The sequence below is a fragment of the Gordonia alkaliphila genome (assembly GCF_039542465.1).
GTDB lineage: Bacteria > Actinomycetota > Actinomycetes > Mycobacteriales > Mycobacteriaceae > Gordonia > Gordonia alkaliphila.
Window position 1 is genome coordinate 364430 of record NZ_BAABIE010000002.1, and the last position, 14288, is coordinate 378717.

Below are 14288 nucleotides of genomic sequence, written 5' to 3' on the forward strand. Positions count from 1 at the left end.
CGAAGGCGCAGGCCCCGACCCCACGCGACCGCGGATCACCAGGACTCCGCAAGACGCCACACCCCGGAAGACCCGTCGACGAGCCCCTTGACCTCCAGGACGGCGAGCGCGGTCAGGACCGCGGCGACCGGCTTGCCGGCGCTGAAGGCGATCTCCTCGACCCGCAGGCCGCCGTGCGCGGGCAGCGCCTCGATCACCTCGAACTGGTCCGGTGGCAGGCCGTCGATCGGGGTGGCCGGGGATCGTACGAAGTTGTCGTGCCCGCTGGCCTCGACGAGCGCCAGGACCGAGGGCGCGTCGATCACCAGCGCGGCCTGCCCGTCCGCGATCATCTGATGGCAACCCACCGACATGGCCGACGTGATCGGACCCGGCACCGCGCCCAGCGGTCGCCCCAGGTTCCGTGCCCAGGCCGCGGTGTTCGCCGCGCCCGACCGTCGTCCGGCCTCGACCACCACCAGCGCCGCCGACAGTGCCGCCACCAGGCGGTTCCGCGTCAGGAACCGATGTTTGGCCGCAGTGGTGCCGGGCGGGTACTCGCTGACCACCAGCCCGTGGTCGCCGATCTCTTCGAGCAGGCGCGCATGCCCGCTGGGATAGTCCCGGTCGATCCCGCACGCCAGCACCGCCATCGTCCGACCACCGGTCGCCAACGCTCCCCGATGGGCGGCGCCGTCGATCCCGTACGCCCCGCCCGACACCACCGACGCGCCCTGGTCGGCCAGCCCGGACGCCAACCTGCCGGCAACGTGGGTTCCGTACGACGTGGCCGCACGCGACCCGACCAGCCCGACAGCCACCGCACTCGCGTCCCCCAGGTTCGCGGGGCCACGCACCCACAGCGCCAGCGGTCCGCCGCCGCGCACCGACGTGCTCGCTTGGTCCAGCGCGAGCAGCGCCCAGCCCGGCCACTCGTCGTCCTCCGGCGTCACCAGCCGGGCTCCGCGACGGTGTGCGGTCTCCAGATCGGTTGAGGCCGAGTCTGTTTCACAGCGTGCCTGCGTGGCCGTGAGTACGGCAGCGTTGCCCGCGGGCAGCTTCCGGGCCTTGATCATTCGCGCGGTCTCGACCGCCCCGTACCGCGCCGCCAGTGCGATCAGCGGGGCACACGGAGGCTCGGCCACCGCCGCCAGATATGCCCATGCACGCCGGTCGTCGTCACTCATCGCACTCATCAGAAGTTCCTGTCCCGATACATCAGGGCCTGCGCCACGTCGTCGAGCTCCGGCGACGTGCCGCCCCGCAGGTCGTTGAGTGTCCACGCCAACCGCAGTGCGCGATCCGCCCCGCGCGCGGTGATCCGCCCGTCGCGCAGATAGCGTTCGATCGGTGCGAGCGCCGCCCGGCTGAGCGGAAAGTCTTGGCGCAGAGCATTTCCCGGCACTTCGGCGTTGGTGGTCCACCCCTGTTCCCGCCACCGTTCCCGCGCCTGCGCTCGGGCGGTGGCCACCCGCGCGGCGATCGCCGCGCTGGGCTCGCCCTGTCCGGTCAGCAGCATGGTGGGTCCCGGCGGTTCCATCTGGACGCGGATGTCCACGCGGTCGAGCAACGGACCCGACAGTTTGCCCAGATACCGTCGGCGCACCACCGAGCTGCACACGCAGTCGATGTCGTGGGCGGGCGCGCACGGGCACGGGTTGGCCGCGAGCAGCAGTAGGAACCGCGCCGGGTACTTCGTGTCACCGTCGCGACGGGACAGGCGGATCTCGCCTTCCTCCAACGGTTGTCGCAGACCGTCGAGCACTTTTGCCCCCATCTCGGCGCACTCGTCCAGGAAGAGCACGCCGCGGTGGGCTCGGGAGACGGCGCCCGGGCGCGCCATCCCGGTTCCGCCGCCGAGCAGCGCCGCGGCGCTGACGCTGTGGTGCGGTGCGACGAACGGCGGCACCGTGATCAGCGGGTGCGTGTCGGGCAGGGTGCCGGCCACCGAGTGAATCGCGGTGACCTGCAACGACTCCGCGGGGTCGAGCTCGGGCAGGATCCCGGGCAGACGCGCGGCAAGCATGGTCTTGCCGATCCCCGGTGGCCCCACCATGAGGACGTGGTGCCCGCCCGCCGCGGCCACCTCGAGTGCTTGCCGGGCCGCGGACTGGCCCACCACGTCGGCCATGTCCGGGACCGACGGCGCCGGCGGCACCGGATCGTCGCTCACCGAGTCCAATGCCCCGTCGCCGGCCAGCCAGGCGACCACCTGCGAGAGCGATTGCGCCCCACCGACTTCCAACTCGTCGACCAACGCGGCCTCGCGCAGATTCGCCACCGGCACCACCGCGCGGACGAAGCCGTGATCCCGCGCCGCCAGCAGCAACGGCAGCACGCCGCGCACCGCGCGCACCCGGCCGTCGAGCGCCAACTCACCGAGGAAGACCGTGCCGCGCAGCCGCTCCGTCGCCGCCTGTCCCCCGGCAATAAGCAGCGACAGTGCCATGCCGAGATCAAATCCCGATCCTTCCTTGCGCAGTTGGGCGGGTGCCAGCGCCACCGTGACGGCCAACTCCGGAAACTTGAAGCCGCTGTTGACGATCGCCGCGCGGACTCGGTCCTTCGCCTCCCGCAGGGACGCGTCGACGCTGCCGCTGACGGTGAACTTCGGCAGCCCCTGCCCGATGTTGCCCTGAATCTCCACCGGCTGGCCGGTGAAGCCACCCAGCCCCATGGAGTGCACATTCCCGACGACGCGCATGCCGGCCGCCTCACTCCACCAGGCCGCGGTGGTGACGCAGCCGGGCCGCCGCCCGATCCTCGGGGTCGCGCACATCGAGTTGCACGGAGATCGCGTCGAACCGGACCACCTCCCACCACGGCGCCGGATCGGGCTGGGCCGCCAACCACTGTCGTGCCAGCAAGCGCATGCGCCGCAGCTTGGTCGGCGTGATGGCGGCGACCGGATCGGTGTAGGTGTGCGAGGCCCGCGTCTTCACCTCGACGATCACCAGCGTGCCGCCGTCGGCGGCGATCAGGTCGAGTTCGCCGTAGCGCGTGCGCCAGTTCCTGTCGAGAATCTTCCAGCCGATCGAGTCGATGAACTCGGCTGCGAAGTCCTCCCCGATCCGACCCACTTGTCCACGCCGGTCGCGGCGCACCGTGTTCTCCCCCATGCCAACCAGCCTGCTGCGAGCTCGCTGCGGGAAGAACCGGGAACCCTCACGCCCTGTGGACCGCGCCACCTGTCCACAGCACCCCGACCATCACAGCAACCAACCAAGCAAACGCTTCACAGCCCGCCGGACAGCGCTGCCGTCTGGTGCAGTCACCAGACGACTGCACCAGACGGCAGAGGGCCGCCGACTGGTACAGCACTGAGCCCGACGAGCTCAGTGCTCGTCGGGCTCAGTGTTCGTCAGGATCAGGGCTCGCGATCAGGGCTCGTCGGGCAAGCGGAGTTCGGAGCGTTCGAGCTCCTCGATGTTGACGTCCTTGAACGTCACCACGCGCACCTGCTTGACGAACCGCGCCGGGCGGTACATGTCCCACACCCAGGCGTCGGTCAGGTGGATCTCGAAGTAGACCTCGCCGTCGTTGTTGCGCGGCACCATGTTCACGCCGTTGGCCAGGTAGAACCGTCGTTCGGTCTCCACCACGTACGAGAATTGGCCGACCAGGTCCTTGTACTCGCGGTACAGGGACAGCTCCATCTCCGCCTCGTACTTCTCGAGGTCCTCAGCGCTCATTACGCCAGCCTATCCGAGACGTTTCGGTACGACAGCCGGTGCTCCGGCGACGGCCCGAGGACGTCGAGCCGAGCCATGTGCCGGGCCGTGCTGTAGCCCTTGTGGACGCCGAAGTCGTAGCCGGGATGCAGGTCGTCGTAGCCGGCCATCACCCGGTCCCGGGTGACCTTCGCCAGCACCGAGGCCGCGGCGATACAGGCGGCGTTGGCGTCGCCGCCGATCACCGGCAACGACGGCGCAGGCAGCCCGGGCACGGCGAAGCCGTCGGACAGCACATACCCGGGCCGGATCGACAGGCCGGCGACGGCCTGGCGCATGCCGCGCAGGTTGGCCACGTGGATCCCGATCCGGTCGATCTCCTCGGCCTCGATCGCCACCACGCTGAAGGCCAGCGCATGCTTGGTGACGGCCGTGTACAGGCGGTCGCGCGTCACGGCGCTCAGCTTCTTCGAATCGTCAAGATCGGCAAGCGATTTCAGCTGCTGCGGCCGCAGGATGCAGGCGGCCACCATCAGCGGTCCCGCGCAGGCGCCGCGGCCGGCCTCGTCGACCCCGGCCACCGGACCGAGCCCGCTGCGTTCGAGCGTGAACTCCAGCGTCCGCAGGCTCGCCGAACGGCGCACCGTGGTGCGCGGCGGCCAACTCGTCGACCTCGACACGTGCGCTCCCGGCACTACTGGGGGTCGACGGACCCGACCCCACCGAACCGGGAGAACGGGTACAGGATGAAGCGCACCTTGCCGCGGACGTCCGAGACCGGCACGGTGCCCTGGAACTCGTCGTCGATGTGGGCGCGCGAGTCCGCCGAGGAGCTGCGGTTGTCGCCCATCACCCACACGTTGCCGTCGGGCACCTTGATGGGACCGAAATCGCCGCCGTAGCAGCTGCCGCCGCCGAGGACACCGGTCGAGTCGCTGTAGGTCTCGTTCTGCAGTTCCACGTCGATGTACGGCTCGGTCAGGGACTTGCCGTCGACGGTGACGCCCTTGCCGTCCTCATTGCGGCAGGCGACGGTCTGGCCGCCGGTCGCGATCACGCGCTTGACCAGGTTGTTCTCGTCGGGCGGCGCCAGCGCGAACCACGACAGCACGTTCTGCATACCGCGCACCACGGCGTTCGACGACCGCGGCGAACTCCAGGCACCGTCCCACGACGAGGTGGGCGCCTTGAACACGATCACGTCGCCCGGCTTGGGATCGGTGAAGCGGTAGGTCAGCTTGTCGACCAGGATCCGGTCGTTGGTGCAGCCGTAGCAGCCGTGCAGAGTGGGCTCCATCGACTCGCTGGGCACCACGTACTGGCGGAACAGGAACGTCGACGCCACGAACATCAAGATCAGGACGGTCGCGACGACGATGGCCAGTTCGCGGAGGAGTCCGCCCTTGCGACGCTTGCCGTCGTCGTCCGCATCCTTGCCGGTGGCCGCCCCCGGATCCTGCGCCGGAATCTCGGGCTCGGTGCCGCGGTCGTCCGGATCTACGGCGTCGTTGTCACTCACGAGATACCAGCCTAGCGGCAGCGCGACGCGGCGCGCCGCCGCACCGAACGGTGCGCCGCGGTTCCCGGTCCCTCAACGCCGGAACCCCGGCACCGAAAGTCGGTGCCGGGGTCCCGGGAAGTCAGGTCAGCGCAGGTCAGCGCTTTTCCTTGATCTTGGCAGCCTTGCCGCGCAGGTCGCGCAGGTAGTACAGCTTGGCGCGACGCACGTCACCGCGGGTGAGGACGTCGATCTTGGCGAGGTTGGGGCTGTGCACCGGGAAGGTACGCTCCACGCCGACGCCGAACGACACCTTGCGGACGGTGAAGGTCTCGCGCAGGCCGCCGCCCTGGCGACGGATCACGACGCCCTTAAAGACCTGGATACGCTCCTTCGAGCCTTCGATGACCTTCACGTGGACGTCGACGGTGTCGCCGGGGGCGAACTCGGGGATGTCGTCACGGAGAGACTGCTTGTCGAGGAAATCGAGAGTGTTCATGGAGTGTTCCCATCTGGCTTAGCGTGGAGCAGAGGAACCTGGCGCCCGGAGTGCTGCGCACCCGCCCGGGACCAACCGGTTCGTACCCGTGTCAGTAGTCGCAGCGCGTCCAGCGGACACGCAACGGGATGCAATTCTGCCAGAAGAGAACCCGAGAGCGAAATCCCGGTCACAGGGTGAGATCCAGCTCTTGATCATCGTCGTCGGTGGGGCTCTGATCAGGTTCGTCGACGGCCACGTCCGACGACGCCGGCTCAGGCTCTCCCAGCACCGCCGGACCGGCCACCGGCATCGGCCCCACCAGCCTGGCGAACTCCAACGACGACAGCAAGTAGCCGGGACGACGACGCTTCTCCTCCTCGGCACCGGCCCCGCGCACCCCGCCCGAACCCAACGGTCCCGCACCGTTCCCGGTGCCGCCGCGGCCGGACGGCACCGCGCTCGCCGGCCCCGCGGTCGGCGACCCGAGCGGCCGCACCGGCGGGGCCGCCGCGGTGGTCGGCGCGCCTGGACTCGGCGCCGCGGGCACACCAGGCAGCCGCAGCGTCGACCCCACGACCGGAAGGACCGGACGCACCGAGTACACCGGCGCCGGTCGGGTCGGCACGGTCGACGGCGGCGGCACCGCCACGGGTGGGGCGCCGAGCGGCGGCGAGCCCGTCGGTCCGGCGCCTGCGGGAGCTCCGGTAGGTCCGCCCGGCGGCGTCGGGCCACCCGCCGGACCACCCGACGGTGCAGGACCACCGGTGATGGACCGGTCCACACCCGCGGGACCGGTTCGTCCGCCCGGGCCCGACGCCGCCGGCGCACCCGCAGTCGGCGACCCGCCCTCCGGGGCGAGACCGGCGGGCCTGTCTCCCCCGCCCCCGACCACGCCATTGCTCGCGGCGGTTCCCGCAGACATCGGCCCCAGCGCCGGCCCGCCGACCCCGGCGGCGCTTCCGGACTGCCCGGCGAGACCGTCCGAACGCGGGCTCATCGGGTCGCTGTACAGCTGCTGCATCACGCGCTCCCGAGCCACCTGCGCCGCGGCGGCGCCCCCACCGCTGGTCACCGTGGCGAGCAGTGCGGGGCGCGCAGCGACACTCGCGGCCAGATCACCGCTGGCGGCGTCCACGGCGATGGCGACCGGACTCAAACGATCGGCGACTTCGCCGATGCGCTTGCCCAGGGCCGTTCCCTGCTCGTCGGCGGCCACCGCACCGACACCAGCCAAGCCGTCCATCTGGTCGAAACGCAGCAGCAGCCGCACGGCAATCGCCCGCGCGGCATTCATGATCCGCCGGATCTCCGCGGCGTCAGCGGTCGCTCCGCCCGGATCCATCGAATCGATGCGCGCGAGAAGTTCGGCGATATCGATATTCCAGTTGGAGCGGGGGCCCATGTGTCTTGGACGTGCCGGAAGCCCCGCCGGTTCCGCAACGCACCGGAGAAGAAGGAAGTCAGTCGTCGAGCAAGTCGGGTCGACGTTCCCGGGTCAGCGCAAGCGACTGCTCGTGCCGCCAGGCAGCGACCTTGGCGTGGTCGCCGGACAGCAGGATCGGCGGGACCTCCAGGTCGCGCCAGAGTTTGGGCCGCGTGTAACTGGGGCCCTCGAGGAGTCCGTCGGAGAACGAGTCCTCGCGGTGCGACTGCGGGTTGCCCAGCACCCCGGGAATCAGCCGGGTGGTGGCTTCGACCATGGCGATCACCGCCACTTCGCCGCCGATGAGCACGAAATCGCCGAGCGAGACCTCTTCGACGCGCACGCGGCGGGCCGCGTCGTCGAACACCCGCTGGTCGATGCCCTCGTACCGCCCACAGGCGAAGACGAGATGCTTCTCGGTGCTCCAACGCTCGGCCGTGGCCTGCGTGAACGGTCGCCCCGCAGGTGTCGGCACCACGAGCAGCGCGTCGTCGGGGCACACCTCGTCGAGCGCGGGGCCCCACACGTCCGGCTTCATGACCATGCCGGGGCCGCCGCCGTACGGGGTGTCGTCGACGCTGCGATGGACGTCGTGCGCCCAATTCCGCAGGTCGTGAACGCCGACGCTGATCAGTTCAGCGTCGATCGCCTTTCCCAGCAGCGCCGCATGCAGCGGCGTGAGGTACTCGGGGAAGATGGTGAGAACGTCGATCTGCACGGTCAGCCTTCGACAGGCTCGGCGGGCAGGTCTTCGAGCAGGCCGGCCGGCGGATCGACGACGATCCCCTCGCGGGTCACGGTCGGCACGATCTCGGTGACGAACGGGATCAGGATCTCGCGTCCGTCGGCGCCGGTCACGGCGAGCAGCTCGCCGCCGGGCAGGTGCAGGACGTCGGCCACCGGGCCCACGGCGTCACCGTCGACGGTGGTGACGGCCAGACCGATCAGTTCGTGGTCGTAGAACTCGTCGGGGTCGTCCCCGGAGTCGACGCTCGCGGCGTCGATCAGGAAGAGCACGCCGCGCAGCGCGTCAGCGGCGGTGCGATCGGCCACGCCGGCGAGAGTCAGCAACAGCCGCCCGGCATGGGGCCGGGCGGCTGTCACCGTGTAGTTCTTTTCGCCGCCACCCTTGGGCGCGCGGCCGCGCAGCACCGAACCCACGGCAAAACGAGTGCCGGGGTCATCGGTGCGCACGTCCACCACGAGTTCACCGCGAACGCCGTGCGTCTTGGCCACACGGCCGATCACGAGATCCATCGTGGCGGACCCGATCAGCGGTCGGTGTCGACGATGTCGACGCGCATGCCACGGCCGCCGACACCGGCGACCAGGGTGCGCAGCGCGGTGGCGGTGCGACCGTTACGGCCGATCACCTTGCCCAGATCCTCGGGGTTCACGTGCACCTCGAGCATGCGGCCGCGTCGACCGGTGATCAGTTCGACCCGAACGTCGTCCGGGCTGGAGACGATGCCGCGCACCAGGTGGTCGACGGCGTCAGCGATGACGGCACTCACGCCTTGGCCTCGTCACCGGCCTCGATGGCCTCGCCAACGGTCTTGCCGTCAGCAGCCAGATCCTCGGCCACAGCGGCGGTCTCGGGCTCGGCCAGCTTGACCTCGTCCTTGACCTCTTCGACCTTGTCAGCCTTCTTGGCCGACTTCTTCTTGGCGGTGGTGGCCTCGACCGAGGGCTCGTTCTCGGCGGCTGCGAGGGCAGCGGCGAACAGCTCCTGCTTGGTCGGCTTGGGCTCAGCGGTCTTCAGGGTGCCCTCGGCGCCCGGGAGGCCCTTGTGCTTCTGCCAGTCACCGGTGATCTTCAGCAGGTTCAGAACCGGCTCGGTCGGCTGCGCGCCGACGCTCAGCCAGTACTGCGCGCGCTCGGAGTCGACCTCGATCAGCGAGGGCTCTTCCTTCGGGTGGTACTTGCCGATGGTCTCGATGGCACGGCCGTTACGACGGGTGCGGGCGTCGGCGACGACGATGCGGTACTGCGGGTTCCGGATCTTGCCGAGCCGGGTGAGCTTGATCTTGACAGCCATGAAGCATTCCTCTTGAGTCACTGCGCAATTCAGCGATCCACAGTGCGTGGATCCGGTTTTGCGATCTCTTACGGGGTGACCGCCGGTCGGTGCGTAACCGGTTCCGGCGAACCAGCGTTCTATTCTGCCACGCGCTCCAGCCAGGGCCAAAAGCCGTCGTTCGCTCTGCGCACACGCAACCGTTAGACTCGCCTCCGCCGGGGCAACCGTCGCCGGCGACAGACGAGGACGAGGAACGGAGAGCACCCTACGCATGCTCAACGCCCTCGCCTATGCGTTCGTGGACGCGATCAACGTCCTGCTGATCGGCGTACTCGTCGCTCTCGCGATGATGCTGCCGCCCGGCCGCTACCGCTGGATCGCGACGCTGCTCGTCATCGGCGACTGGCTGGGCGTGTTCCTGCTGGCGCTGGTCACCCTCCTGGTCTTCGACGGCTTCGGCGAGATCGTCGCGCACATCGTCGACTCGCCGGTGTTCGGCGTGCTGCTGATCCTGACCGGCGTGGTCACCGCGATCCTCACGTATCGGGGCGGCGACTCGTCGGCCATGATGGATCGGATCCTGACCCCGCTGAAATCCCCGTCGCCGCTGACCGTCCTGGTCGGCATGATCTTGGGCGGCATCCAGTCGGCCACCTCGGTCCCCTTCTTCGCTGGCCTGGCCGTGCTGTCGGCCAGCGACATTCCGGCAGGCGAACGCTACGCCGGTATCTTCTTGTTCGCCACGGTCGCGTTGAGCCTGCCCATCCTGTGCGCACTGCTCCTCGGCCTGGTGCGCCGCTTCCCCCACTCGTGGGTGGGCCGTGTCTTCGCGAAGGCCCGCGCCAATCAGGGCGCCGTCGCCCGCGGCGCCGGCTGGCTGGTCTCGGTCATTCTGATCGTCATCGGCATCCTGCGCCTGCTCTGAATCGACACTTCGCTGTACAGCCCGCCGAAGGGTCAGGCACAGCCGTCAGTGGTGCCGGCCGGAGCAGACGCGTGTGACAGTGTCGTTGCCATGCGGAAGCACGAAGATGGGCCGGTGAGCGGCCTCCTCGTCGCCGGCACCACCTCGGACGCCGGCAAGTCGGTCGTCACAACAGGACTGTGTCGCGCGTTCGCGCGTCGGGGCGTGAAGGTGGCGCCGTACAAGGCGCAGAACATGTCCAACAACTCGATGGTCTGCGCCGCGCCCGACGGCAGCACCGCCGAGATCGGGCGCGCTCAGTGGGTCCAGGCGCTGGCTGCCGGGGTGGTCCCCGAGCCGGCCATGAACCCCGTCCTACTCAAGCCCGGCAGCGACCACCGCAGCCACGTCGTCCTGATGGGGCAGCCGGGCGGTGTCGTCGACGCCGGTGACTGGGTCGAGGGACGGCGCCGACTCGCATCCGCTGCCCACACGGCGTACGACGACCTTGCCGCACGCTTCGACGTGATCGTCGCCGAGGGCGCCGGAAGTCCGACCGAGATCAACCTCCGGACCAGCGACTACGTCAACATGGGCCTCGCCCGACATGCGGACCTGCCGACCGTCGTTGTCGGCGACATCGACCGGGGCGGTGTCTTCGCCTCGATGTACGGCACCGTCGCCCTTCTCTCCCCCGAGGACCAGGAGCTGATGGCCGGCTTCATCGTCAACAAGTTCCGCGGGGATCGGGCGCTCCTCGCGCCCGGCCTCGACTCGCTGGCGCGGTTGACCGGCCGCCCGGTGTTCGGCGTGCTCCCCTGGGACCCGACGCTGTGGCTCGACTCCGAGGACGCGCTCGACCTCGACGGGCGGCGCTCACCCGGCGAGGCGGCACACCGAGTCGCGGTCGTACGCCTTCCTCGGATCAGTAACTTCACCGACGTCGACGCACTCGGCCTCGAGCCCGACCTCGACGTGGTCTTCGTCTCCGATCCCCGCGACCTCGCCGACGCCGCCCTCGTGGTGCTGCCGGGCACCCGCTCCACCATCAACGACCTCGCCTGGCTTCGCGCTCGCGGACTCGACGTAGCGATCGCCGAGCACGCCGGGCGTGGTCGGCCGGTGCTCGGGATCTGCGGCGGCTTCCAGATGCTCGGGCAAGTCATCGCCGATCCGGACGACATCGAGGGCTCCTCCGGTGTGGAGGTCGAAGGCCTCCGGCTGCTCGATGTACGAACGGACTTCGTCGCGGAGAAGACGCTTCGGCTGCCGACCGGAGCTGCACTGGGCGTGCCGGCCTCGGGCTACGAGATCCACCACGGACGGATCACTCGAGGCGCTGGCGACGAGTTCCTCGGCGGAGCGCGATCGGGAAACGTGTTCGGCACGATGTGGCACGGATCGCTGGAGGGCGACGAGCTACGCGGCGCGCTGTTGGCGACCATGCTGGACCGGATGCCGTCGACGGTGAGCTTCCCGGCCGCCCGGGACGCGCGCCTCGACCGGCTCGGCGACCTGGTCGAGGAGCACCTCGACGTCGACGCGCTCCTGACACTCGCCCGCGACGGGGTCACAGCCGGTCTGCCCCTCCTCCCTCCCGGAGGTGCCGGATGAGAGTTCGCAGACGTCAGAGGTGCTGACCGGAGCAGACGATGTGGCGGGGCCGCCGCAGGGTGCTCAGGTCCGACGCCGGGTCGGCGTCCAGCACCAGGAAGTCGGCGCGGGCGCCGTGGGTCAGCCCCTCGACCCCGAGCCAGGTCCGGGCGTCCGTGGACGCGGCCGCGAGTGCCTGCAGTGGTGACAGTCCGATCCCGGTGAGCGCCTCCACCTCGTCGACGATCCGGCCGTGCTCGACGAACCCGCCCGCGTCGGTTCCCGCGTAGATCGCCACGCCGGCCTCCCGGGCGGCGGCGTAGACCTCGCCCGAATTCGCGTACAGCTTGCGCATGTTGGCCTGATACGTGGGGAAACGGTCGGCGCCGTCGGCGATGCCCGGGAAGTTCTCCACCTGGATCAGCGTCGGCACCAGGCCGATCTTGCGGGCCGCCATCTCGTCGATGAGGTCCGGTGTGAGGCCGGTGCCGTGCTCGATGGAGTCGAATCCGGCGGCGATGATGTCGCCGAGCGCGTCGTAGCCGAAGACGTGCGCGGTGATGCGGGCGCCCGCCTCGTGGGCGGCGGCCACTGCGGCGTCGAGCTGGGCTCGGGTCCACAGGGGCGCCAGGTCGCCTGCGTCGCGGTCGATCCAGTCCCCCACCAGCTTCACCCAGCCGTCGCCGGCTGCGGCCTGACGTCGTACTTCGTCGGCGAGCTGATCGGGGTCGTCGAGTTCCACGCCGTAGTCGCGCAGGTACCGCTTGGGGCGGGCGATGTGCTTGCCCGCTCGCAGGAAGCGCGGACAGAGCGGGTCGTCGTCGAGCGGGTGCGTGTCGACGGGCGAGCCGACCTCGCGGATCAGCAGCGCCCCCGCCTTGGCGTCGGCGTAGGCGTAGCCGCGGGCCCGCTCGATGGTGACGCCGAGGCCCGGCGCGATACCCACGTGGTTGTGGGCGTCGACCAGACCGGGCACCAGCCAGCCGTCGGCGGAGACGGTGGTGGCCCCGGCGACGGGTTCGGTGGACAGCACGCCGTCGGCCACCCACAGTTCCAGCGCCTCGCCGGTGAACGGATCCTGGCCACGGTAATGCTCGGCGACGCCCATCGGTGCCCTACTTGTTCTTCGGCAGCTTCAGATTGGACAGGTCCAGGCCTTCCAGGCCCGGCGGCAACTGGTCCAGGCCGGGCGGCATCTGCGACAGGTCGAAGCCCGGCGGCATGCCCATCCCCGGCATGCCCGGCATACCCATTCCGGGCATGCCTCCGCGCATTGCCTTCGGCGGAGTGGGACCGCGGCCCTTGCCCTTGCGACCCTTCGCGCCCTTCTTGCCCTTGCGCGCATTCCGCTTACCGGCGCCCGGCATGCCCATGCGGCCGGACATCTGCGACATCATCTTGCGCGCGGCGAAGAAGCGGTCCACCAGCTGGTTCACGTCGGTCACGGTGACGCCGGAACCGTTGGCGATGCGAATGCGCCGGGAGGCGTTGATGATCTTCGGATCGTCGCGCTCGGCGGGGGTCATGCCGCGGATGATCGCCTGGATCTTGTCGAGCTGGCTGTCGTCGACCTGGGACAGCGCGTCCTTCATGTCGCCGGCGCCGGGCAGCATGCCCAGCAGATTCCCGATCGGGCCCATCTTGCGGATCATCAGCATCTGCTGGAGGAAGTCGTCGAGGGTCAGTTCGCCCTGGCTGATCTTCTCGGCGGCCTTCTCGGCCTCGGCCACGTCCCAGTGCTGTTCGGCCTGCTCGATCAGGGACAGCACGTCGCCCATGCCGAGGATGCGGCTAGACATGCGGTCGGGGTGGAAGACGTCGAATTCTTCCAGCTTTTCGCCGGTCGACGCGAACATGATGGGCCGGCCGGTGATCTCGCGGACCGACAGCGCGGCGCCGCCGCGGGCGTCGCCATCGAGCTTGGTCAGGACCACACCGGTGAAGTCGACGCCCTCGGCGAAGGCCTGCGCGGTGGCGACCGCGTCCTGACCGATCATCGCGTCGAGGACGAACAGCACCTCGTCGGGGTGGGTGGCGTCGCGGATGTCGGACGCCTGGCCCATCAGGACTTCGTCGATGCCGAGGCGACCGGCGGTGTCGATGATGACCACGTCGTGGTGCTTCTCGCGGGCGAAGTCGACGCCCGCGGTGGCGACGGCCACCGGATCGCCGGACCCGTCGACGCCGAGCTCGCCGGCGCCGCCGACGGAGGTACCCGCATGCGGGGCGAAGACCGGCACGCCGGCCCGCTCGCCGACGATCTGCAGCTGCTGCACCGCACCCGGTCGCTGCAGGTCACAGGCCACCAGGATCGGGGTGTGCCCCTGCTTGGTGAGCCAGTTGGCCAGCTTGCCGGCCAGCGTCGTCTTACCGGCACCCTGCAGGCCGGCCAGCATGATCACCGTCGGCGGGGTCTTGGCCAACTGGATGCGACGGGTCTCGCCGCCGAGGATCTCGATGAGCTCCTCGTTGACGATCTTGACGATCTGCTGCGCCGGGTTCAGCGCACCGGAGACCTCTTGGCCCTTGGCCCGCGACTTGATGCGCGCGATGAAGGTCCGCACCACCGGCAGCGAGACGTCGGCCTCGAGCAGCGCCAGCCGGATCTCGCGCGCGGTCGCGTCGATGTCGGCATCGGTCAATCGGCCCTTGCCACGAAGGTCTTTGAGGGCACCTGTCAACCGGTCGGAGAGTGACTCGAACATTCCCCCATCCTTCC

At 69.9% G+C, this 14288-nt stretch carries 16 protein-coding genes; 2 read left to right on the forward strand and 14 right to left on the reverse strand.

Annotated features, from left to right (window positions below):
* Nucleotides 1–35 precede the first annotated feature (35 nt).
* The 12 genes from dprA to rpsP form a co-directional block, all read right to left on the reverse strand.
* On the reverse strand, nt 36–1175 hold the full coding sequence (gene dprA, locus ABD989_RS03615) for a DNA-processing protein DprA (RefSeq protein ID WP_425556468.1): 1140 nt from the start codon (nt 1173–1175) through the stop codon (nt 36–38).
* Nucleotides 1175–2683, reverse strand: a complete 1509-nt coding sequence (locus tag ABD989_RS03620) for a YifB family Mg chelatase-like AAA ATPase (protein ID WP_345312452.1) — start codon at nt 2681–2683, stop codon at nt 1175–1177. Before ABD989_RS03620 ends, dprA begins: the two co-directional genes overlap by 1 nt.
* A gap of 10 nt (nt 2684–2693) precedes the next feature.
* Nucleotides 2694–3098 carry a YraN family protein gene (locus ABD989_RS03625; RefSeq protein ID WP_246995407.1) on the reverse strand — a complete coding sequence of 135 codons (405 nt, stop codon included), beginning with the start codon at nt 3096–3098 and terminating at the stop codon, nt 2694–2696.
* A 261-nt stretch (nt 3099–3359) separates the two neighbouring features.
* The gene (locus ABD989_RS03630) at nt 3360–3671 is read right to left on the reverse strand and encodes a DUF2469 domain-containing protein (RefSeq protein ID WP_246995405.1); all 312 of its coding nucleotides are present in this window, start codon (nt 3669–3671) and stop codon (nt 3360–3362) included.
* Nucleotides 3671–4330 carry a ribonuclease HII gene (locus ABD989_RS03635; protein ID WP_345312453.1) on the reverse strand — a complete coding sequence of 220 codons (660 nt, stop codon included), beginning with the start codon at nt 4328–4330 and terminating at the stop codon, nt 3671–3673. The genes ABD989_RS03630 and ABD989_RS03635 overlap by 1 nt, the downstream gene beginning before the upstream one ends.
* A 14-nt stretch (nt 4331–4344) precedes the next feature.
* Nucleotides 4345–5118, reverse strand: a complete 774-nt coding sequence (gene lepB / locus ABD989_RS03640; RefSeq protein WP_345312488.1) for a signal peptidase I — start codon at nt 5116–5118, stop codon at nt 4345–4347.
* 187 nt (nt 5119–5305) lie between these two features.
* On the reverse strand, nt 5306–5647 hold the full coding sequence (gene rplS / locus ABD989_RS03645; RefSeq protein WP_246995402.1) for a 50S ribosomal protein L19: 342 nt from the start codon (nt 5645–5647) through the stop codon (nt 5306–5308).
* A 169-nt stretch (nt 5648–5816) separates the two neighbouring features.
* Nucleotides 5817–7031: a hypothetical protein gene (locus tag ABD989_RS03650; protein WP_345312454.1), complete on the reverse strand. Its 1215-nt coding sequence runs from the start codon at nt 7029–7031 to the stop codon at nt 5817–5819.
* Between the two features lie 58 nt (nt 7032–7089).
* Nucleotides 7090–7770: a tRNA (guanosine(37)-N1)-methyltransferase TrmD gene (gene trmD, locus ABD989_RS03655; RefSeq protein ID WP_345312455.1), complete on the reverse strand. Its 681-nt coding sequence runs from the start codon at nt 7768–7770 to the stop codon at nt 7090–7092.
* A 2-nt stretch (nt 7771–7772) separates the two neighbouring features.
* On the reverse strand, nt 7773–8309 hold the full coding sequence (gene rimM / locus ABD989_RS03660; RefSeq protein ID WP_246995398.1) for a ribosome maturation factor RimM: 537 nt from the start codon (nt 8307–8309) through the stop codon (nt 7773–7775).
* A gap of 14 nt (nt 8310–8323) precedes the next feature.
* Nucleotides 8324–8566, reverse strand: a complete 243-nt coding sequence (locus tag ABD989_RS03665; protein ID WP_345312456.1) for an RNA-binding protein — start codon at nt 8564–8566, stop codon at nt 8324–8326.
* Complete coding sequence (rpsP, locus tag ABD989_RS03670; RefSeq protein ID WP_246995394.1) at nt 8563–9090, reverse strand: 30S ribosomal protein S16; 528 nt, start codon at nt 9088–9090, stop codon at nt 8563–8565. The genes ABD989_RS03665 and rpsP overlap by 4 nt, the downstream gene beginning before the upstream one ends.
* Nucleotides 9091–9343: 253 nt before the next feature.
* Here rpsP and ABD989_RS03675 point away from each other — a divergent pair, with 253 nt between their 5' ends.
* Together ABD989_RS03675 and ABD989_RS03680 are read left to right on the forward strand one after the other, a co-directional pair.
* Nucleotides 9344–9997 (forward strand): hypothetical protein, encoded by a 654-nt coding sequence (locus tag ABD989_RS03675; RefSeq protein WP_345312457.1) that lies wholly within the window; start codon nt 9344–9346, stop codon nt 9995–9997.
* Nucleotides 9998–10111: 114 nt separating this feature from the next.
* Nucleotides 10112–11590 carry a cobyric acid synthase gene (locus tag ABD989_RS03680; RefSeq protein WP_345312489.1) on the forward strand — a complete coding sequence of 493 codons (1479 nt, stop codon included), beginning with the start codon at nt 10112–10114 and terminating at the stop codon, nt 11588–11590.
* A gap of 13 nt (nt 11591–11603) precedes the next feature.
* Here the strand turns inward: ABD989_RS03680 and ABD989_RS03685 are convergent, their stop codons facing one another.
* Nucleotides 11604–12677: an amidohydrolase family protein gene (locus tag ABD989_RS03685; protein WP_246995390.1), complete on the reverse strand. Its 1074-nt coding sequence runs from the start codon at nt 12675–12677 to the stop codon at nt 11604–11606.
* A gap of 7 nt (nt 12678–12684) precedes the next feature.
* On the reverse strand, nt 12685–14274 hold the full coding sequence (ffh, locus tag ABD989_RS03690; protein WP_246995388.1) for a signal recognition particle protein: 1590 nt from the start codon (nt 14272–14274) through the stop codon (nt 12685–12687).
* Nucleotides 14275–14288: the final 14 nt, after the last annotated feature.